This is a genomic window from Actinomadura scrupuli, assembly GCF_050971785.1.
Taxonomy (GTDB): Bacteria; Actinomycetota; Actinomycetes; order Streptosporangiales; family Streptosporangiaceae; genus Actinomadura_E; species Actinomadura_E scrupuli.
In genome coordinates this window covers 16,226-36,064 of the sequence record NZ_JBPCCU010000009.1, presented here as the reverse complement: position 1 = coordinate 36,064, position 19,839 = coordinate 16,226, and the positions used below count along the sequence as shown (strand labels likewise).

At 71.3% G+C, this 19,839-nt stretch carries 16 protein-coding genes; 14 read left to right on the top strand and 2 right to left on the bottom strand.

The genetic code is table 11. The features are described from left to right. The first annotated feature begins 76 nt into the window (after positions 1–76). Complete coding sequence (locus ACRYCC_RS32680; RefSeq protein WP_433817619.1) at positions 77–1,063, top strand: hypothetical protein; 987 nt, start codon at positions 77–79, stop codon at positions 1,061–1,063. 136 nt (positions 1,064–1,199) lie between these two features. After that, positions 1,200–3,095 carry a chaplin family protein gene (locus tag ACRYCC_RS32675; protein ID WP_433817618.1) on the top strand — a complete coding sequence of 632 codons (1,896 nt, stop codon included), beginning with the start codon at positions 1,200–1,202 and terminating at the stop codon, positions 3,093–3,095. Positions 3,096–3,283: 188 nt separating this feature from the next. On the opposite strand, the gene ACRYCC_RS32670 is transcribed toward ACRYCC_RS32675, so the two are convergent. Then, positions 3,284–3,469 (bottom strand): DUF5703 family protein, encoded by a 186-nt coding sequence (locus tag ACRYCC_RS32670; RefSeq protein ID WP_433817617.1) that lies wholly within the window; start codon positions 3,467–3,469, stop codon positions 3,284–3,286. A 138-nt stretch (positions 3,470–3,607) separates the two neighbouring features. Here ACRYCC_RS32670 and topA point away from each other — a divergent pair, with 138 nt between their 5' ends. The 7 genes from topA (at position 3,608) to ACRYCC_RS32635 (ending at position 13,067) form a co-directional block, all read left to right on the top strand. Then, positions 3,608–6,325 (top strand): type I DNA topoisomerase, encoded by a 2,718-nt coding sequence (gene topA, locus ACRYCC_RS32665; protein ID WP_433817616.1) that lies wholly within the window; start codon positions 3,608–3,610, stop codon positions 6,323–6,325. 54 nt (positions 6,326–6,379) lie between these two features. After that, complete coding sequence (gene tmk / locus ACRYCC_RS32660) at positions 6,380–8,440, top strand: dTMP kinase (RefSeq protein ID WP_433817615.1); 2,061 nt, start codon at positions 6,380–6,382, stop codon at positions 8,438–8,440. 79 nt (positions 8,441–8,519) lie between these two features. After that, positions 8,520–9,671, top strand: coding sequence for a DNA polymerase III subunit delta' (locus ACRYCC_RS32655; RefSeq protein ID WP_433817614.1), 1,152 nt, complete (start codon positions 8,520–8,522; stop codon positions 9,669–9,671). A 27-nt stretch (positions 9,672–9,698) separates the two neighbouring features. Continuing rightward, positions 9,699–10,190: a low molecular weight protein-tyrosine-phosphatase gene (locus tag ACRYCC_RS32650; protein ID WP_433817613.1), complete on the top strand. Its 492-nt coding sequence runs from the start codon at positions 9,699–9,701 to the stop codon at positions 10,188–10,190. Between the two features lie 4 nt (positions 10,191–10,194). Further along, complete coding sequence (locus ACRYCC_RS32645; RefSeq protein ID WP_433817612.1) at positions 10,195–11,010, top strand: fructosamine kinase family protein; 816 nt, start codon at positions 10,195–10,197, stop codon at positions 11,008–11,010. Positions 11,011–11,148: 138 nt separating this feature from the next. After that, positions 11,149–12,171: a hypothetical protein gene (locus ACRYCC_RS32640; RefSeq protein WP_433817611.1), complete on the top strand. Its 1,023-nt coding sequence runs from the start codon at positions 11,149–11,151 to the stop codon at positions 12,169–12,171. Positions 12,172–12,236: 65 nt separating this feature from the next. After that, positions 12,237–13,067, top strand: coding sequence for a PSP1 domain-containing protein (locus tag ACRYCC_RS32635; protein ID WP_433817610.1), 831 nt, complete (start codon positions 12,237–12,239; stop codon positions 13,065–13,067). Between the two features lie 65 nt (positions 13,068–13,132). Here ACRYCC_RS32635 and ACRYCC_RS32630 read toward each other — a convergent pair whose 3' ends face one another. Beyond that, a complete protein-coding gene (locus ACRYCC_RS32630; protein ID WP_433817609.1) occupies positions 13,133–13,495 on the bottom strand; it encodes a YrdB family protein in 363 nt (120 codons plus the stop codon). Between the two features lie 92 nt (positions 13,496–13,587). Between ACRYCC_RS32630 and ACRYCC_RS32625 the strand changes: the two genes are divergently transcribed. The 5 genes from ACRYCC_RS32625 to ACRYCC_RS32605 all read left to right on the top strand — a co-directional run bounded on the left by ACRYCC_RS32625 (position 13,588) and on the right by ACRYCC_RS32605 (position 19,751). Continuing rightward, positions 13,588–14,190 carry a TetR/AcrR family transcriptional regulator gene (locus ACRYCC_RS32625; RefSeq protein WP_433817608.1) on the top strand — a complete coding sequence of 201 codons (603 nt, stop codon included), beginning with the start codon at positions 13,588–13,590 and terminating at the stop codon, positions 14,188–14,190. A gap of 138 nt (positions 14,191–14,328) precedes the next feature. Further along, positions 14,329–15,675 carry a cytochrome P450 gene (locus tag ACRYCC_RS32620; RefSeq protein WP_433817607.1) on the top strand — a complete coding sequence of 449 codons (1,347 nt, stop codon included), beginning with the start codon at positions 14,329–14,331 and terminating at the stop codon, positions 15,673–15,675. Next, entirely contained in the window at positions 15,675–16,523 is an 849-nt protein-coding gene (locus ACRYCC_RS32615; RefSeq protein WP_433817606.1) for an SDR family oxidoreductase, read from the top strand. The genes ACRYCC_RS32620 and ACRYCC_RS32615 overlap by 1 nt, the downstream gene beginning before the upstream one ends. A 194-nt stretch (positions 16,524–16,717) precedes the next feature. Beyond that, the gene (locus tag ACRYCC_RS32610; RefSeq protein WP_433817605.1) at positions 16,718–17,548 is read left to right on the top strand and encodes a trypsin-like serine peptidase; all 831 of its coding nucleotides are present in this window, start codon (positions 16,718–16,720) and stop codon (positions 17,546–17,548) included. A 103-nt stretch (positions 17,549–17,651) separates the two neighbouring features. Further along, positions 17,652–19,751: an ArnT family glycosyltransferase gene (locus tag ACRYCC_RS32605; RefSeq protein WP_433817604.1), complete on the top strand. Its 2,100-nt coding sequence runs from the start codon at positions 17,652–17,654 to the stop codon at positions 19,749–19,751. Positions 19,752–19,839: the final 88 nt, after the last annotated feature.

Genomic DNA, 19,839 nt, shown 5'->3' with positions numbered 1-19,839 from the left:
CGTGGTGCTACCGTGACTCTCCGTAGGGAGCCGGTTGGTGCTCCCTTGATGGCGGGGACACCGCCGAGGAGGATTCGTGACCGCTGGGCAGCCGCAGGAACGGACGGTCTCCGTCCGCCTGCGCTCCATGCTGTCCCGGCGTCCTTCCTCGACGGTTCGCCGCCTGCTCGTGGTCGGAGGGATCGCGGCGACCGGCTGGTTGCTCGGCAGCGCCGGGCAGGCTCACGCCGAGACCGCGGTTCCCGCACCCGTCGCCGCCGTGGTGCCTCATGCCGCGCTCAGCCCCGTCACCGATGGTGCGGGGCTGGCCGACAAGGTGCGGCACGAGGCGCACGGAGGCGTCCCGGTCCACGCGCAGTCCGTTCGTGGCTCCATCAAGACGGCCTCCGGCGCCGCCCACTCGTCCCCGGGGCATTCGCGAGGCCATCAGACGGAGCACACCACGGACGGGGCACTCCCCGCACCCCGGGTGTCAGCTGCGTCGCCGCCGCACGGCATCATCAGTGATCTGGCCCGCACGCTGGCCGATCCGGTGCAGAACCTGTTCGGCCAGGGAGGGATCCACGGCGCCGCCGTACAGGTGAGCGACGCCCTGCCGGTACGCCCATCAGCGATCTTCGAAGTACTGCCCGGCAAGATCGAGCAGGCGGTCGCCGAGCTCGTGTCGGCCGGATCGCAGATGGACTGTACGCCTTCCGGCATCTCTTGGGCCCTGTGGCACCGCGAAGGCGCGGTTGCCGGTGGTGGTGGTGACCGACGGGCGGCGAACGCCGTCACGGCCCACACCGCATCGGGGGCGCCCAAGGTCGTCGGCAGCGGTTGGACAGTCGCTCATGTGGCCGCCTCGTATCCGGCACCCGGGCCGGAGTTCCCCCGGCCGGTGAGCCCTCAGTCCGGAGGGGTGTCGTCCCTGTGCGGCTCCGCCCCCACCGGCCCGGGGCTCGGGCATGTCATCCGGCCCGGGGCGTACGCCCGGCCGACGTTCGTCCTCCCGCGGATGCTCGGCGAGGTCCCTCCCGCGGTGCACGCGGCCACGGACGAGCCTTCTTTCTCACCTGACTAGTCACCTCCCACCGGCCCCGGCACCAGCTTGATCCGGGCCGTGGCCGGGGCATGCCGTCCCCCTCGGCGGCATGCGGCAGTCAATCGAACACTCCAGCAAACCTCGATCAGTCGATCTCCATTCAAGGGAGCATTCCATGCGAACGTGGGCTCAAGGCACGGCACGTGCCGTAGTACTCACCGCGAGCTTCGTCGCGCTCGGCGCCGGCACCGTCTTCCCGAACAGCGCATTCGCCGACACGAACGGCAACCGCAGCGTGCTGGGCGGCAACCAGCTCGACCTGCCCGTCTCCGCACCGATCGACGCCAGCGGCAACGCCGTCGGCGTCGCAGGCAAGTCCGCTGCGTCCTCCAAGGGAGGTACGGCCGTACGCGGCGGCGGCGGTAACGGTGGCGGCCAGACGAGCGGGGTGCACAGTGTCGGAGGCGGCAACCAGATCAACGCGCCCATCAGCGCTCCCATCAACGCCTGCGGCAACGCCGTGGCGATCTTCGGTACCGCGGACGCCGGCTGCAAGGGCGGCGCTGCGGTCACCAACAGCGGCAAGAGCGGCGTGGGCAAGACCTCCGGCAAGGGGAGTGTGCTGGGCGGCAACCAGGTCAACGCCCCCATCAGCGCTCCGATCAACGCCTGCGGCAACGCCGTCGCGCTGTTCGGCTCGGCCGACGTCGGCTGCAAGGGCGGCTCGACCGTCCTGAACAACGGCACCGGCTCCAAGGGCGGCAAGACCAACGGCGCCTACAGCGTCGGCGGCGGCAACCAGGTCTACGCCCCGATCAGCGCCCCGGTGAACGTCTGCGGCAACTCCGCGGCGCTCCTCGGGGACGCGGTCGCCGGCTGCAAGGGCGGTGCGAAGGTCCACAACGGTGGCGGCAGCGGCAAGCTCAAGACCTCCGGCAAGGGAAGTGTCCTGGGCGGCAACCAGGTCACGGCTCCGATCAGCGCCCCCATCAACGTCTGCGGCAACGCCGTCGGCAACGCCGAGGCGGGTTGCAAGGGCGGCGCGATGGTCCACAACGGCGGCACGATCACCCACAACACCACCGGCAAGAAGGGTGTCGGGTCGGGCAACCAGATCTACACCCCCGTGGGAGTGCCGATCAACGCGTGCGGCAACGCCGCCGCGGTCCTCGGTGACGCCGCCGCGATGTGCCACGGCGGCTCGTCCGTGACCACCACCCCTGGCGACCCGACCACCTCCGGCAAGAAGGGCGTGCTGTCCGGAAACCAGGTGTTCGCTCCGATCACCGCTCCCGTGAACGTCTGCGGCAACGCCGCCGCGGTCCTCGGTGACGCGGCGGCGGGCTGCGTCGGCGGTGCGCGCGCCAACAACTCCGGGGTTCCCCGGCTGAAGACCTCCGGTGCGCACGGTGTCGGCGCCGGCAACCAGGTTCTCGCCCCGGTGAAGGCGCCGATCGACGTCTGCGGCAACGTCGCCGCGGTCGCCGGCACCGTCGACCCCACCTGCGGTGGCGGTCACGGCTCCGGCGCGCACCGGCAGTCCGGTGAGCCGGTCGCCGCGGGCCTGCCCGTGCTGCCGATGCTGCCCGGCCAGGCCAAGGCGCCGTCGGTGGTCCCCGCCGCCGCCCTTCCGGCCATGCCGCAGCTTCCCGTCCAGGGCCCGGCCAGGACGGTGCCGCAGTCCGTGCTGCCGGTCCCGCACCTGCCCGCCCAGGCTCCGGCCGGAGCGCCTCAGCTACCGGTCGGCCGCGCGGCGTCCGCCCCCGGCACCGGGGTCATCGACGCGCTGCCGGGGGCCGTTCGTCCCGCGGCCGCCGGCCACCTGCCCGGCCCGCAGGCCGGCCACCTCCCCGGGCCGCAGGCCGGTGAGGTCGCCGGTCAGGTCGGCGACACGGTCACCGGCAAGGCCGGCGACCTGCAGCAGCAGGTCGGCGCCATGCGCCCGGCCTCCGGCGCTCAGCCGCTGGGCGGTGGGATGAGCGGTGGCTCGCTGTACGTCATGGTCGTCGGGACGCTCCTGGCCGGTGCGGCCGCCCTGGGCGGCGTCGTCCGCCGCCTCCGCCGTCGATAGTCACCGGACCCCTGGTGATCTAGCGGCGTACAAAAATCGCTTTACCCTCGGACGGTGTCGTGCGGGTCCGCACGACCGCACGACACCTCCGGCGGGTGAAGCCGCAGACGCTTTGCCCGTTCCGGAGGCGCGGTCCGGAGCGGGCAAAGCCCTGTCTACACAGAGTCACCAGGTCCGCACTGACCGTACTAGATCGTGCGCACCTGACGGATGATCTTTCGACGGAGTTGTATGTAACGGCTACCGTCGGGGTAGAGCCGCAGACGGTCGAGTTCCCATCTTCCATACTCGGCGTGCTCGGTGAGGATCTGCCGGGCGGCTTCCCGGGTGGTGCCGCGCGGCAGTCGCAGTACGAGGTAGGTGTACTCCGCCATTGCATGCATTATGGCTGGGGTGAACGGATGGGGAACCCCTTGGAGTACCGTCCTTCAGTGTTGAGGCGGTACGGGGGTACGAACTGAGACTCCCGCTCGGAGCAAGACAGACGACAAGACAGCGAGGTTGGAGCGACTGTGCCAGCCAACAACGGCACTGCCAAGTCCGGCGGCACCCGCCTGGTGATCGTCGAGTCGCCCGCGAAGGCGAAGACCATCGCGGGCTACCTTGGCGGCAACTATGTCGTGGAGTCCAGTATCGGCCATATTCGTGACCTTCCTGGGAAGGCCTCGGAGGTCCCGGCCAAATACAAGGGCGAGGAGTGGGCCAAGCTCGGCGTCAACGTCGACCAGGATTTTGAGCCGCTGTACATCGTCAACACCGACAAGAAGCAGCAGGTCGCGAAACTCAAGAAGTTGTTGCAGGACGCGGACGAACTCTTCCTCGCGACGGACGAGGACCGCGAGGGCGAGGCGATCGCCTGGCACTTGCGGGAGGTCCTCAAGCCCAAGGTGCCGGTGCACCGGATGGTCTTCAACGAGATCACCCGGGACGCGATCCGGGCCGCCGCGGAGAACCCCCGCGAACTGAACCTCCGGCTCGTCGATGCCCAGGAGACCCGCCGCATCCTCGATCGCCTCTACGGCTACGAGGTCAGCCCGGTCCTGTGGAAGAAGATGATGATGCCGGGCCTGTCTGCCGGCCGCGTCCAGTCCGTCGCCACCCGCCTGGTCGTCGAGCGGGAGCGCGAGCGGATCGCTTTCGTCCCCTCCCACTACTGGGACATCCAGGCCCAGTTCACGCCCTCGGCGGGTCCCGCCGAGCCGGAAGACCCCGATTCCTTCGCCGCCAGTCTGGTCGCGGTGGACGGCAGGCGCGTCGCCCAGGGCCGGGACTTCTCCGCGCTGGGGCAGCTCAAGTCGGCCGATCTGGTGCACCTGGACGAGGCGGCCGCGCGTGGCCTGGCCGCCCGGCTCGTGGGCAGGCCGTACGCGGTCAAGTCCGTCGAGCGCAAGCCGTACACCCGCAAGCCGTACGCCCCGTTCCGGACCACCACCTTGCAGCAGGAGGCCAGCCGCAAGCTCGGTTTCTCGCCGAAGTACGCGATGCAGGTCGCCCAGAAGCTGTACGAGAACGGCTTCATCACCTATATGCGTACCGACAGCATCACGCTGTCGGAGACCGCCTTGGCGGCCGCCAGGGCCCAGGCCACCACGCTGTACGGGGCGCAGTACGTCCCGGACAAGCCGCGGGTCTACGCCGGCAAGGTCAAGAACGCCCAGGAGGCGCACGAGGCCATCCGGCCCGCCGGTGACTCCTTCCGCACGCCGGGTGAGACCGGCCTGTCCGGCGACCAGTTCCGGCTGTACGAGCTGATCTGGAAGCGGACCGTCGCCTCCCAGATGAAGGACGCGGTCGGCCAGTCGGTCTCCATCCGGATCGCCGGCACCTCGACCGCCGGGGAGGCCGCCGAGTTCGGCGCCACCGGTAAGACCATCACCTTCTATGGCTTCCTGAAGGCCTACGTCGAGGGGGCCGACGACCCCGAGGCCGACCGGGACGACCGGGAACGCCGGCTGCCCAACCTCGACGAGGACGACCCGCTGACCGCGCTCAGCGTCGAGCCCGAGGGCCACAGCACCCGGCCGCCGGCCCGCTACACCGAGGCCAGCCTGATCAAGGAGCTGGAGGACCGGGAGATCGGCCGTCCGTCCACGTACGCGTCGATCATCGGCACGATCCTGGACCGCGGCTACGTCTTCAAGAAGGGCACCGCCCTGGTCCCGGCGTTCCTGGCGTTCGCCGTGATCCAGTTGCTCGAGAAGCACTTCGGCAACCTGGTGGACTACGACTTCACCGCCCGGATGGAGGACTGCCTCGACTCGATCGCCCGGGGTGAGTCCGAGCGGGTCCCGTGGCTGCGGCACTTCTACTTCGGTGACGAGGGCGAGGGCGACGAGGGCCTGAAGGAGCTGGTCAGCGACCTCGGCGAGATCGACGCCAAGGAGATCAGCTCGTTCCCGCTCAAGGGCAGCACCGAGATCATGATCCGGGTCGGCCGGTACGGGCCGTACCTCGACCGGGACGGCGAGCGGGTGAACATCCCCGAGGACCTCGCTCCGGACGAGTTGGACGCGGTCAAGGCCGCGGAGCTGTTCGCGCAGCCGAGCGGCGACCGGGAGCTGGGCGTCGACCCGGCGACCGGTCACCTGATCGTGGCCAAGTCCGGGCGGTTCGGGCCGTACGTCACCGAGGTCCTGCCGGATGATCCGCCCTCCGGCAACGGCGACAAGCCCGCCGCCGAGAAGCGGACCAGGACCAAGAAGGCCGCTGTGGCCAAGCCGCGGACCGGTTCGCTGTTCAAGTCGATGTCGCTGGACACCGTCACCCTGGACGACGCGCTCAAGCTGCTCTCGCTGCCGCGCACGCTCGGTGAGCTCGACGGTGAGCCGGTGACCGCGCAGAACGGCCGTTTCGGGCCGTACGTCAAGAAGGGCACGGAGAGCCGTTCGCTGACCAGCGAAGATGATCTCTTCACGGTCACCCTGGAGCAGGCCAAGGAGCTGCTCGCGCAGCCCAAGCAGCGGGGCCGCGGCCGGGCCGCGGCCGCTCCGCCGCTGCGTGAGCTGGGCAACGACCCGGCGAGCGGTAAGCCGGTCGTGGTGAAGGAAGGGCGCTTCGGGCCGTACGTCACGGACGGTGAGACCAACGCCAGCCTGCGCAAGGGGGACGAGGTCGAGTCGGTCACGATCCAGCGTGCGGCGGAGTTGCTGGCCGAACGCCGGGAGAAGGTCGCCGCGGGCGGAGGTAAGAAGACGCCCGTCAGGCGGGGGACGGCGAAGTCGCGCTCGTAAGACTTCGGTCATCCGGCCCCACCGGACCCCCGGAGCGCCGATACGCTGACCAACATGACCAGAACGGGCGCGGCCGAACCGCGTGGGCGCGACAGCGGTGGCCGAAACTCCAACGTTTTGTCGATCAAGCCGTTCCGGCGGCTGTGGATCGCGCTCTCGCTGTCCAGCCTGGGCGACTGGCTGAGCATTCTCGCCCTGACCGCGCTGGCCAGCAGCCTCACCGGTAAGACGGGTGGCTTCCAGGCCCAGTCGTACGCGGTCGGCGGCGTGCTGATCGTCAAGATGCTGCCCTCGGTGATCCTCGGGCCGCTGGGCGGTGCGGTCGCCGACCGGTTCGACCGGCGCCTCACCATGGTGATCGCCGACATCTGCCGGTTCGGCCTGTTCCTGTCGATTCCGCTGGTCGGCCGGCTGGACTGGCTGTTCATCGCCACGTTCCTGGTCGAATGCGTGACGCTGTTCTGGATCCCGGCCAAGGACGCCACGGTCCCCAACCTGGTGCCCAAGGACCGGCTGGAGCAGGCCAACCAGTTCAGCCTGATGGCCACCTACGGCTCCGCGCCGGTCGCCGCCGGGCTCTTCTCGGTGCTGGCCCTGATCTCCGGAGCCTTCCTCCGCAAGACCGACCAGGCCGACCTGGCCCTCTACATCAACGCCCTGACGTTCCTGGTCTCGGCCATCACGATCTTCACGCTCAAGAGCATCCCGTCGCGCACCGAACACGTCTCGGTGCCGTCGATGCTGAAGCAGATCAGCGAGGGCTGGCGGTTCGCCGGCTCCACGGCGGTGATCCGGGGCCTCATCATCGGGCTGGTCGGGGCGTCGGCCGCGGGCGGCGTCGTCATCGCCATCGCCAAGGTCTACGTCCAGGCGCTGCGGGGCGGGGACGCCGCGTACGGAGCGGTGTTCGCCGCCGTCTTCATCGGCCTGGCCCTCGGCATGTTCCTCGGGCTGCGGATGCTGCGCGGGTTCAGCCGACGGCGGTTGTTCGGGCTGTCGATCGTGGTCGCCGGGTTCGCGCTGATGCTGATCGCGATCATCCAGAACCTGGTCGTGGTGGTCTTCCTGACCACGTTCCTGGGCGCCGCGGCCGGGGTCTCGTGGGTGATCGGCTACACGCTGGTCGGCCTGGAGGTCTCCGACGAGCTGCGCGGCCGTACCTTCGCCTTCCTGCAGTCGCTGGTACGGGTCGTCCTGCTGTTCGTGCTCGCCGTCGTACCGCTGCTCGCGGGGCTGATCGGCGCGCACCAGGTCTCCTTCCGCAGCGTCTCCTACCGGTTCGACGGCACCAACGCGGTGCTGTTGATCGCCGCCGCGGTCGCCGTCCTGGTCGGCCTCATCGCCTACCGGCAGATGGACGACCGGAAGGGCATCCCGCTCAGCCGGGACCTGGTCGGTGCGCTGCGCGGGGTTCCGTACGTCGCCACCGAGCCGATCGGCAACCGGGGGGTCCTCATCGCCTTCGAAGGCGGCGAGGGCGCCGGCAAGACCACGCAGTCGCGGCTGACCGCCATCTGGCTGCGCGACAACGGGTACGAGGTCGTGACCACCCGGGAGCCGGGCTCCACCAAGGTCGGCATGCGGCTGCGCGCCATCCTGCTGGACAAGGAGATGACCGGGCTGTCGACCCGGGCGGAGACCCTGCTGTACGCCGCCGACCGTGCCGACCACGTCGACGGGGTGATCGCTCCGGCGCTGCGCCGGGGCGCCGTCGTCGTCACCGACCGCTACATCGACTCCACGCTGGCCTACCAGGGCTACGGCCGTGAGCTTCCGGTGGACGAGATCTTCGAGATCAACAAGTGGGCCACCGCCGGCCTGCTGCCCGACCTGACGGTCCTGCTGGACGTGCCGCCCATCGTGGGGCTCAACCGGTTCGCCTCACCGGCCGACCGCATCGAGTCCGAGCCGCCCGAGTTCCACGAGCGGGTCCGGCGCGGGTTCCGGGCACTGGCCGAGGCAGAACCGCACCGTTACCTCATCATCGACGCCGCACGGCCGCAGCAGGAGATCACCCGGGAGATCCAGGACCGGATCCGCTCGATCCTGCCCGACCCCGTACCGCTCGGCACCGAGGACGCCACCAGCACCTTCCCCGCCATCACGGACGCTTGATCTTCCTGCTCACCCGCGTGCGCTCCTTTCCGGAGCGGGCGGTCGGTGCCGGCCGGGGTGAGCCCCTAATCTTGGGTGCATGAGCGTGTGGGACGACTTGGTGGGGCAGGAGCCGGTCGTCGCGCAGTTGCGTACGGCCGTGGAGGGGTCGGTCTCCGGGCAGGGCAGCATGACGCACGCGTGGTTGTTCACCGGGCCGCCCGGGTCGGGACGGTCCACGGCCGCCCGGGCCTTCGCCGCCGCGCTGCTGTGCCAGGACGCGCCGCGCGGGTGCGGGCACTGCCCCTCCTGCCATCAGGTGCTGCAGGGGACGCACGCGGACGTGCTGGCGGTACGGCCGTCCGGGCTGTCCTACAGCGTCAAGGAGACCCGCGCGCTGGTGCTGCGGGCCGCGTCGGCGCCCAGCGGCGGCCGCTGGCAGGTCGTGCTGTTCGAGGACGCCGACCGGGTCACCGAGGCGGCCGCCAACGCGCTGCTGAAGGCGATCGAGGAGCCACCGCCGCGTACGGTCTGGCTGCTGTGCGCGCCGGCGCCGGACGACCTGCTGGTGACCATCCGGTCCCGCTGCCGGCTGGTGAACCTGCGCACCCCGCCGGCCGACGCGGTCGCGGACGTGCTGATCCGGCGGGACGGCATCGATCCGGAGGTCGCGGCCGGTGCGGCCCGAGCCGCGCAGGGCCACATCGGGCGGGCCAAGCGGCTCGCCACCGACGAGGAGGCCCGGCGGCGCCGCAACGAGGTGCTGGCGATGCCGTCCCGGCTGACCGGGGTCGGGCAGGCGGTCGGCGCGGCCGAGGCGCTGGTCAAGGCCGCCGACGCGGACGCCAAGGCCACCACCGAGGAGATGAACGAGTCGGAGACCTCGGCGATGCGGCAGGCCCTCGGTGAGAGCGCCAAGGGACGGATGCCGCGCGGCACCGCGGGGGCCATGAAGGAGCTCGAGGACCGGCAGAAGTCCCGGGCCACCCGGGTGAAGCGTGACTCGCTGGACCGGGCGCTGCTCGACCTGGCGTCCTACTACCGGGACGTGCTGGCCCTGCAGCTCGGCTCCGGCGTCGACCTGGTCAACGCGGACCGGACGGCGGAGCTGCGGTCGGCCGCCGGTGCGGGCGGCCCGGAGGCCACGCTCAAGCGGCTGGACGCCATCATGCAGTGCCGCGAGCGCCTGGAGCTCAACGTCAACCCCCTCCTCGCCGTCGAGGCGATGGCCCTGGCCCTCCGGACCGGCTGAGGAGTACGGCTCGGGCACAATGGGCGCATGGGTGAGCCGTATCGCATCACGTTCGTCTGCACCGGGAACATCTGCCGCTCGCCGATGGCCGAGCACGTGTTCCGCCGCCACGCCGAGGAGGAGGGGCTCGACGTGGAGGTGGACAGTTCGGGTACCGGCGGCTGGCACCTGGGCGACGTCGCCGACCACCGGACCGTACGCACGCTGGACGGCAACGGCTACACCTGGGAGCACAGCTCCCGGCAGTTCCAGGCGGAGTGGTTCGACCACTACGACCTGATCGTCGCGCTGGACGAGGGGCATCTGGGCGACCTGCGCGCCATGGCCCCCACGCCCGAGGACCGCGACAAGGTCCGGCTGCTCCGGGAGTTCGATCCACAGGCCGTGGCGGGCGATCTCGACGTGCCCGACCCCTACTACGGTGAGCAGGACGGCTTCGACCAGGTGCTGGAGCTGATCGAGGCCGCCGTGCCCGGGCTGCTGGACGAGGTGCGCCGGGGGCTGAAGGCGCGAGGCTAGCCTCATGAGGGAGCTGCTGGGTTCCGCCGTCGTGACGATGGCCGACCTCGGGGCGAGCCATGAATGGACCCTGCACCGGGCGGAGCTCGCCGATGGCCGGAAGGTCTTCGTCAAGCGGGCGGACGGGCCGGGCGGGGGTTTCCAGGCCGAGGCGGCCGGGTTGCGGTGGCTGGCCGAGGCCGGGGCCGCGCCGGTGCCCGAGGTGCTGGCCGCCGACGACCGTATCCTCGTACTCCCCTGGCTGGAGACCGGTGCCCCGTCCGCACGGGACGCCGAGCGGTTCGGCCGGGAGCTGGCGGCCCTGCACCTGCACGGAGCACCGGCGTACGGCGCGCCCTGGCAGGGATTCATCGCCGAGCTACCGCTGGACAACACCGGAGACGACGACTGGCCGGCCTTCTACGCGCGGCGGCGGCTGGTGCCCTTCCTGCGCGATCTCGATCCGGTGGGCGTACGGCTGGTGGAGCGGGTCATCGAGTCCCTCGGCGAGCTGGCCGGTCCGGCGGAGCCGCCCAGCCGGATCCACGGCGATCTCTGGTCCGGCAACGTCCTGTGGTCGGGCGGCCGGGGGTGGCTCATCGATCCGGCCGCGCACGGCGGTCACCGGGAGACCGACCTGGCGATGCTGGCGCTCTTCGGAGTGCCTCATCTGGATCGGATCATCGCCGCGTACGACGAGGCGGCTCCGCTGGCACCGGGCTGGCGCGACCGGGTCCCGCTGCACCAGCTGCATCCCCTCCTGGTGCACGTCACGCTGTACGGCGGCACCTACCACCAGGCGGTGGCACGGGCCGCGCAGGACGCCCTCAGGGCACGGTGAGCACATCCCTCGTGGGCCCGCCGCCGCCCGCCCTGCCGTACTCTGGCGCAGTCCCCCGACCGGATGGCCCCGCTGAGCCGTCCTCGTCTCGCGCACCACGGCGAAGGCGAAAGGATGGGGGCGTACGGTGAGCTGAGCGTGGAAGGTCGGTGTGACGGCGCCTCGATGGACGGCAAGAACAACGGATTCCTGATCTTCGTACGCGAGTGGGTCGCTCCCGTGGCCGTCGCCTCGGCGTTCGCGCTCACGCTGGCGGGGATCTTCGAGTACATCGACAGGACGGACCGGCATCCGGGAAGACCGCACGCCAAGTCGCGCGCCGCGCCACGCGCGCCGCGGGCGGCTTCGGCGCCGCGGTTCGTCGTCGCGATCCCGCGCTCCGGCACCGAGGTGGTCGTCCGGGACGTCCGCAACGGCGCGGTGGTGGGCAACGCGGCCCTGGCCGGTCACCGGTTCGAGCAGGTGGCCGCCGTCGACGACGGAACGTACGTGGTCTCCAGCTACCGCAGGGGCCGGGTGTCGTTCGACCGGCTGCGGCTGAACGCCAAGGGCGGGGCCGCCGAGTTCACGCCGCTGGAGAACGCCGCGCTCACCGGCGTCTCGACCAGGTGGTCGGACCTGGCGGTGAGCGGCGACCGGATCGCGTACGTGACCTATGCGAAGAGGCTCGCCCGGATCCAGATCGTCTCCATCAGCACCGGCGCCACGCAGACCTGGACGAGCAGGGCCAGCGGCCGTGTCACCAGCCTGTCCTGGGCAGGTCCGCGGCTGGCCTTCGTGTGGATCCCGCCCCGCCCGGGGAAGCGGCAGGTCAGACTGCTCGACACGCTCGGTCCGGGCGGTGTGCTCAGTGCCAGCCGGCCCCTGCTGACGCTGCCGGCGGGCACCGACGCGGCCGTGCTCAGCCGGGACGGCACGACGGTGCTCACCGCGGTGACGCAGCCGGGCGGGGTGGCCGTCGCGGAGTTCTCGGCCGTGACCCGGGAACGCACCGGCGTGATGTGGCAGCGGCAGGCGAAGGGGACGGTGCGGCTGGCCCGGCTGAAGCCCGACTCCACCGGGACGCATCTGCTCGCCACCACGTCGGAGGGCGAGATAGTCACCGATCCCGCGCACGATCTGCCCGCCCAGCCGACCGATGACCGCGACGCCGCCTGGTGATCTTGTTCTGACGGTTCGTGTGCGGACGACGTAGGGTGGTGAGGACCCGGGCGAATGGAGTGAAGATGGGCATGGTGATGGCCGTCAGCTTCACACGGTACGGGCGGCTCTACTATCTGGATCCGGGCGAGCATTCCCCCAAGGTCGGCGACCGCGTGCTGGTGCCGACCGACTCCGGTCCCGAGGTGGCCGAGTGCGTGTGGGCGCCGCAGTGGGTCTCGGAGGACATCGGCGGGCTGCCCGTGTGCGCGGGGGTCGCCGGGGACGAGCACCTGACTCGGGACGAGGACAACCGGCGGCGCCGGATCGAGGGGCGCAGCGTCGCCAAGCGCCTCATCCGCAAGCACGATCTGCCCATGAAGGTCATCGGGGTGGACTACCTCGATGACGAGAACGTCTTCAAGGTCTATTTCTCCGCGCCGCACCGGGTGGACTTCCGGGCGCTGGTCCGGGACCTGGCCCGCGGCATGAAGGCCCGGGTGGAGCTGCGGCAGGTGGGGCCGCGCGACGAGGCCCGGCTGCAGGGCGGCATCGGCCCGTGCGGCAGGGACCTGTGCTGCGCGACCTTCCTCAAGGACTTCGAGCCGGTGTCGGTCCGGATGGCCAAGGAACAGGATCTGCCGGTCAACCCGCTGCGCATCGCCGGTGCGTGCGGCCGGCTGATGTGCTGCCTGAAGTACGAGCACCCGCTCTACACCGAGGCGCACCAGCGCATGCCGCAGCCGGGTGCGCGGGTGGAGACCCCCGAGGGCGAAGGCCAGGTGGTCGGCCGCAACGTGCCCGCCGACACGGTGACGGTGAAGCTGGACGGCGGCCGTCGCTGTGCCTGCCCGTCCGCCTCCGTCTGCTCGCCCCGGCAGCAGCACGAGGAGCGCTACCAGGAAGACCTCCCCTGACCGCCCTGACCCGCGACCTGACCCGCGCGACCTGAGCCCCGAGCTCACCCACAAGCTGACCCGCGTCAGCGGGTCAGATACTCCACGCTGACGCAGAGCACGGCCAGCACGCCGAAGGCGATGCCGAGGGTGGTGTGCCCGGTCCGGTGGAGCGCCATCGCGGCGGCGCCGAACAGCGCCAGCTTGAGCGCGATCTGTGCCGGTACGGGGATCGCGTACCTCGGCCCGCCGGCGGCGAGGAACAGCCCCCAGAGGGCCGCGGCGAGGACCGGGGTGCCGACGCCGAGGAGCGTCTTCCCCACCACGCCACCGCCCGTCCTGACCCCCCAGAAGCACAGGGCCGCCAGCAGCCCCATCTCCAGGGCGAAGGCGAGCCCCGCGTTGACGGCGGTGACCGGGGTCCAGGCCTGAGCGTCGGGGCGGTTCATGGGATCCTCCTAGTTGCAACTCATTGTTGCGTTAGTGTGAGTATGGCAGCGTGAGACACTAAATGCAACGGATGGTTGCCTTAGGAGGTCCGATGGCCGAGCCGGGAACCGTGCGGCCGGGCGGACGTACGGCCCGGACCCGCGCGGTGGCGTTCGAGGCGGCGCTGGCCGACCTGCGGGCCCGCGGCTACGAGCAGGTGAGCGTGGAGACGATCGCGGAGCGGGCGGGCGTCCACAAGACCACGCTCTACCGGCGCTGGCGGACCAAGGAACAGCTGGTCGCCGAGGCGCTGGAGAGCATCGCGGACGGCCTGATCGAGGTGCCGGACACCGGTGACGTCGACGCCGATCTGCGTGCGCTGGCGCGAGGCACGCTGGCGCTGCTGCTCGACCCGGACGCCGTCGCCCTGCTGCGGGCGCTGGTCACCGGGGCGCAGAGCTCGCCCGAGATCGAGCGGATCGCGCGACGGCTGTGGGCGGTGCGGCTCGCCCAGGTCACCCCGATCGTCGAGCGGGCCGTCGAGCGCGGGCAGCTGCCGGAGGGCACCGATGCCGGTGAGGTGATCAGGCAGATGGCGGCTCCGCTCTACCACCGGCTGCTGGTGACCTTCGATCCGCTGACCGAGTCGCTCGCCGACCGGTCCGTCGCGGCCGTCCTGGCCGCGGCTCGTGCCGGCGTCTTCACCGGTACGTGACCCGGACGGCGGCGGCCGGCCCGCTCGCCCCGGACCGGAGTCCTGCAAGATCAAACCGAATGGTGCTCTAGACAGCGATCCCGGTTCGGAGTACAACAATGAGACATATTCCGGGTCTTTGTCTCATTGGAGTGGTTCATGGCCATGAGAGTGCTCGCGGAGGCCCCCGAGGGCAGTGACCTCAAGCCGATCCCCGGCGGCCCGGGCCTCCCGTTCATCGGGCAGACGCTCGCCATGCTGCGGGATCCGATCGGGTCGGCGCACCGGCGGAACGAGAAGTACGGACCGGTCTCCTGGGGCAAGATCCTCGGCCAGCGCATGGTGGCGCTGCTGGGCCCGGACGCGGCCGAGACCGTACTGGTCAACCGGGACAAGGCGTTCGCCAACGGACCGGCGTGGAGCTTCTTCATCGGGCCCTTCTTCTACCGCGGCATCATGCTGCTGGACTTCGAGGAGCACCTGCACCACCGCCGGATCATGCAGCAGGCGTTCACCCGCGACCGGCTGCGCGGCTACCAGCGGGCCATGGGCCCCGGGATCAAGAGCGGCCTCGACGGCTGGCGGCCGGGCCCGTTCAAGGTCCTGCCGCACATGAAGCAGCTCACCCTGGACCTGGCGATCGACGTGTTCATGGGGGTGGAACTCGACGGCGCCTCCGCCGACCGCATCAACCGCGCCTTCGTGGACGCCGTCCGCGCCGGGCTGGCGATCGTCCGCTTCCCGGTGCCGGGACTGCGCTGGTCCAACGGGCTCAAGGCCCGCAAGGTGCTGGAGGAGTTCTTCTACCGGCACCTGCCGGCCAAGCGGGCCGAGGGCGGGGAGGACCTGTTCGCCGCGCTGTGCCAGGCCGAGACCGACGACGGCCACCGGTTCAGCGACGAGGACGTCGTGAACCACATGATCTTCGTGCTGATGGCGGCCCACGACACCTCCACCATCACGATGACGACGATGGCCTACTACCTGGCGAAGAACCCCGAGTGGCAGGAGCGGGTGCGCGCGGAGTCACTGGCCCTCGGCAAGGACGTCCTGGACGCCGAGGACCTCGACACGCTGGTCTCGTTGGACCTGGTGATGAAGGAGTCCCTGCGGCTGGTCGCGCCGGTGCCCGCGCTGCCGCGGCACACGGTCAAGGACACCTCGGTCCTCGGCTTCCACGTCCCGGCGGGCACCACCGTGACCCTGTCGCCCAACGTCAACCATCACCTCGCCGAGTACTGGCCGGACCCCGACCGGTTCGATCCGGAGCGGTTCGCCGCGGACCGCCGCGAGGACAAGGTCCACCAGTACGCCTGGGAACCGTTCGGCGGCGGCGTGCACAAGTGCATCGGCCTGCACTTCGCGGGCATGCAGATCAAGTCCGTCATGCACCAGCTGGTGCGGCGCTACCGCTGGAGCGTCCCGGCGGGCTACGAATGGCCGCTCGACATGAGCACCCTCCCCGTCCCCAAGGACGGGCTCCCCGTCACCCTGGAGAAGATCTGATGGCCCGTTCCGCCTCCGGCCCCCTCCGTACCGGCGACGTCGGCGGGGGCATGGTCGTCGCGATCACCGGCTCGGCCAGGGGCATCGGCCTGGCCACCGCCACGGCGCTGAAGGCGGCCGGCGCGAAGGTCGCCATCGGCGACATCGACGCCACGGCGGCCAAGGAGGCGGGCGAGCGGCTCGGCGTCCCCGCGTTCACCGTCGACGTCACCGGCCGCGAGTCCTTCACCGCCTTCCTCGACCAGGTCGAGGAGGAGCTGGGACCGCTCGACGTGCTGGTCAACAACGCCGGGATCATGCCGATCGGCCCCGTGCTAGAGGAGAGCGACGCCGACGCCCGGCGCTGCTTGGACATCAACGTGCACGGCGTGATGCTGGGCACCAAGCTCGCGCTCGCCCGCATGCTGCCGCGCGGCAGGGGCCACATCATCAACATCGCCTCGCTGGCCGGGGTGCTGCCGACACCCGGCCTGGCGCTCTACAACGCCAGCAAGGCGGCCGTCGTGACGTTCACCGAGGCGACCCGGCTGGAGGTCGCCGGTCGTGGTGTCCGGGTCGGCGCCGTGCTGCCGACGTTCACCAACACCGAGCTGGTGGCGGGCACCCGCAGCCCCAGGGGGCAGCGCAACTGTGAGCCCGAGGACATCGCCGCCGCGGTGCTCGCCATGATCGCCAAACCGCGCCCGCAGGCGATCGTGCCCCGCAGGCTCGCGGCCAACGTCCGGCTGCTGGGGCTCATCCCGGACCGCGTCAGGCAGGCGGCCAACCGGCGGTACGGGCTGGACACGATCTTCCTCGACTTCGATCACGATGCCCGTAAGGCCTATGACGAGCGCATCCGCTCCTGACCCTCGCGGTGAGCCCGAGCCGATGGACCCCGTTCCGCCCGCCGAGCCGATGGCCCGCATCGTGACGCCCGGTCCCCGTCATCACCGGACTTCGGTCAAGGGGCACCCAGGAATGCGGCGCTCCCCGCCCGGAAGGAGCCGCCGGGACGGCATGATTCCAGTGGGAGGACTGGTCTGCGACCCGGGGGTGGGGCATGGACCGCAGGGCGCTGGCCCGGCTGATGGCGACGTTCCTGATGGTGGCACCGCTCTTGACGGCCTGCGGTGCGGCGCGTGGCGGGATCACCCCGCATCCCAGCCCCGGTAAGTGGAACCCGCAGCGCTTTGAGCGGCTCATGAACCGGCTCGCCACCCAGAACCCGTCGCCGACCGCCCGGCCCGCCATTCTCGCCATCCGGGTCGGCGCGCTGTTCTACGACAACGCCCAGGGCGATCACTACTGCACCGCCGGCGTGCTGGACAGCCCGCACAACAACCTACTGGTCACGGCCGCGCACTGCATCTACAGCAGGAGCGGCGGCTACAGCAAGAACATCGTGTTCGTGCCCGGTTACGAGAACGGCGAGATGCCCTACGGGGTGTGGGCGACCAAGTCGATGCTCGTCGACGACCGGTGGATCAGGTCCGCCGACCCGGACCTGGACGTCGGGTTCGTGTCGCTGCGGTCCAGGGACGGCAAGAACATCGAACAGGTGCTCGGCGCCAACAGGCTCGGCGTCAACAAGGGATTCGACAACGTCGTCCGGGTCACCGGCTATCCCAGGAACAGCGACAAGCCGATCACCTGTATGGCCAGGAGCTCGCGGCAGAGCACCTATCAGATGCGGTTCGCCTGCGGCGGCTATCCGCCGGGCACCAGCGGCAGCCCCTGGGTCGTGCACGTCGATCCCCGCAAGCGCACCGGCGAGATCGTCGGGGTGATCGGCGGTTACGAGCTGGGCGGCCTCACCGACTCGGTCTCCTACAGCTCCTACTTCGACGACGACGTCGAACGCCTCTACGCCAGGGCCGTCGGCCGGGGCTGACCGAACGGCGGGCCCTCATCAGAGCCCCACCCGGACAGCGGGTTCATCGGGTTCTCAGACGGCTCTCACCGTCCGCCCACGGCGGGTCTCTAGCGTCCGTGGCATGCCCTCGACACTGCTGCCCGGGCCCGCCACCGGACCGGACGGACCACAGCCACGTTCACCGGTCCGCCGGCTGGTGCTCGGCCGCCGGGCCGAGCCGCCGTGGGCGCGTCCCGCGCTGATCGCCCTGCTCGCCGCCACCGCCGTCCTCTACCTGTACGGGCTCGGCGCGTCCGGCTGGGCCAACTCCTTCTACTCGGCCGCCGTGCAGGCGGGGGCGACCAGCTGGAAGGCGTTCTTCTTCGGCTCCTCCGACGCGGCCGGCGCCATCACCGTCGACAAGACCCCGGGCGCGCTGTGGCCGATGGCGCTGACCGCACGGATCTTCGGGGTGGGTCCCTGGAGCATCCTGGTGCCGCAGGCACTGATGGGCGTGGGCACGGTGGCGGTGCTGTACGCGGCGGTGCGGCGCGCGCTCGGCGGCGGACGCGTCCCGGCCGGGCAGGCCGCCGGTGCCGCGCTGCTGGCGGGTGCCGTGCTGGCGCTCACGCCGGTGGCCGCGCTGATGTTCCGCTTCAACAACCCCGACGCGCTGCTGGTCCTGCTGCTGACGCTCGCCGCGTACGGGGTCGTACGCGCCCAGCGGGACGCGAGCACCGGCTGGCTGGTCTTCGCCGGGAGCTGCGTCGGCTTCGGCTTCCTGGCCAAGATGCTGCAGGCCTTCCTGGTGGTGCCGGCCTTCGGGCTGGTCTACCTGGTGTGCGCCCCCGCTCCGGTGCGCCGCCGGCTGTGGCAACTGCTGCTCGCCGGGGCCGCGATGGTGGTGTCGGCCGGCTGGTGGGTGGCGATCGTGGCCCTGGTGCCCGAAGGCTCCCGCCCGTACATCGGCGGCTCCCAGCACAACAGCGTGCTGGAGCTCGCCCTCGGCTACAACGGGCTCGGACGGCTCACCGGAGACGAGACCGGCGGGCTGGGCAACCTCGACCAGGACGCCGGCTGGGGCCGGCTCTTCGGCGCCGAGCTCGGCGGTCAGGTCTCCTGGCTGCTGCCCGCCGCGCTGATCCTGCTCCTGACCGGGCTCTGGGCCACCCGGCGCTCATCCCGCGACGACCCGGCCCGGGCCGCACTGCTGCTGTGGGGCGGGTGGCTGCTGGTGACCGGGCTGGTCTTCAGCTTCATGCAGGGCATCTTCCACGCCTACTACGCGGTGGCGCTGGCCCCGGCGATCGCCGCGCTGGTGGGCATCGGCGCGGTCCTGCTCTGGTCGCGGCGGCATGATCTCGCCGCCCGCGGGCCGCTGGCGGGCTGCGTTGCGGTGACCGCCTGGTGGGCGTACACGCTGCTGGGCCGGGCCCCGGACTGGAACGCCTGGCTCCGGCCGGCCGTGCTGATCGGTGGTGTGGCCGCCGCGGCGCTGTTGGCGGCGAGCGGCCGCTCGGGCCGGGTGCTCGCCGTCGCCGGAGCCCTCGCGGTGACGACCTCGATCGCCGGTCCCGCCGCGTACGCCCTCGACACCGCGTCGTCGCCGCACACCGGGGCGATCCCCTCGGCCGGTCCCGCCACCGGCGGCCCGGGCGGCATGGGCCGTCCCGGCGCGGTGCCCGGCGGAGGCCGGGGCGGCCCGGGAACAGGCCCGGCGGGCGCACGACAGGGAGCAGGCCCGGGAGCAGGACCGGGGGCCGGGACGGTGCCGGGCCGAGCGGGCGGCGCCGCCGGATTCGCGCGGCCGCCGGGCCAGGGCCAGGGACGGCCGATGGGGATGAGGGGTCCCGGTGCGGGCGGTCTGCTCGACGCGGGCACGCCCAGCGCCGCCCTCACCACGCTGCTGAAGCAGGGCGCCGGCTCCTACACCTGGGTCGCGGCGGCCATCGGTTCCAACAACGCGGCCGGTTACCAGCTGGCGACGGGGGAGCCGGTGATGGCCGTCGGCGGGTTCAACGGCACCGACCCGGCACCGACGCCGGCACGGTTCCAGCAGTACGTCCGCGAAGGGAGGATCCACTACTTCATCGGCGGCGGCACCGGCGGGCTCATGGGCGGTCGCGGCGGTCAGGGCTCCAGCGGCAGTGACGACGCGCAGGAGATCAGCTCGTGGGTCCAGTCGAACTTCACCGCGTCGACCGTGGGCGGCACCACGGTCTACGACCTGACCGGGTCATGAGCGGACCGGCCGGTCCTGTCGCGGAGGGGGTGCGGAGGGGCGGCGGTCACGGGGGAAACCGCCGCCCCTCCGCAGCGGGGGAGAGTGG